At 55.3% G+C, this 857-nt stretch carries 1 protein-coding gene; it reads right to left on the bottom strand.

Annotation, left to right across the window (positions count from 1 at the left end; all coding sequences use genetic code 11):
* Positions 1-857, bottom strand: an 857-nt coding sequence (locus tag OGV69_RS00060; RefSeq protein ID WP_502873868.1) for a TipJ family phage tail tip protein, incomplete at both ends; no start/stop codon positions are given.

Genomic DNA, 857 nt, shown 5'->3' with positions numbered 1-857 from the left:
GACGGATAAGGCACATCCGACAGCAAAAGAGGATTAGAGAAATCACTGTTCGCGGTGTACTGAATTTCCGTTTTCAGCGTGTCCCCGGTGTTAGCCGGAAATCCCCAGTTCAGGCGAATACCCCAGTTGATCGGCGTTGTCGCAAAGCCGACAGGTTTCGGCGGATTTCCCACCTTGCCCGTCAGCGTTTTCTCTTCGGAGTAGCCCCAGCCAGAGGATATTTCAGCGGCATTAATAGCGCGCACGCGCACAAGGTAACGCCCGGCATAAATCCCCGGAACATCGAATGACGTGGTGGAGCTGCGCGGTACGTTTACCCAGTTACCATCATTGCGGCGCCACTGTGCTTCATAGGCGATAGCATTCTGCGCCTGGTCCCAGCTCACCCGCATGGTTTCGACGCTGATATTTTGCTGAACCACCGAAAACGAACTGATTACGATGTTGTCTGGCGGAGACTGGTTACCCGGCGGGATCACACTCACTGGCCGCTGGTCAATGATGGCACCGGTATCAATACGGGCATATTTATCTGGGTCGTGCCATGCACCGGTAATCGAGAAAGTGCCATCATCGTTATCGGAGACGCTGACAACACGATACTGCTGCGCGTAGAGCTCGTCCGACTCAACCACCCAAACAGCTTCAGCCTGCGGCGTCTCACTGTATGCCGTAGTGACTGTGACTGATTCCCCGTTCACAGCCTGAATGGTCCTGCTCTGCGACGATCCGGATGGTAGGTTGAGAATAAGGCGATCACCTGCTGCCGCATCTGCCACGCGGTCAAGTTTGATAACGCGACCGTTAACAGCGCTGATGCGGCCGCCCATAACCTTTCCGGAAAGCAGCTCGTCTGC

The sequence above is a fragment of the Citrobacter sp. Cc139 genome, assembly GCF_030334645.1.
In the GTDB taxonomy this organism is placed as follows: domain Bacteria; phylum Pseudomonadota; class Gammaproteobacteria; order Enterobacterales; family Enterobacteriaceae; genus Citrobacter; species Citrobacter werkmanii.
Note: the sequence above shows the minus strand (reverse complement) of the source record. Positions and strands in the feature narration are given on the sequence as shown.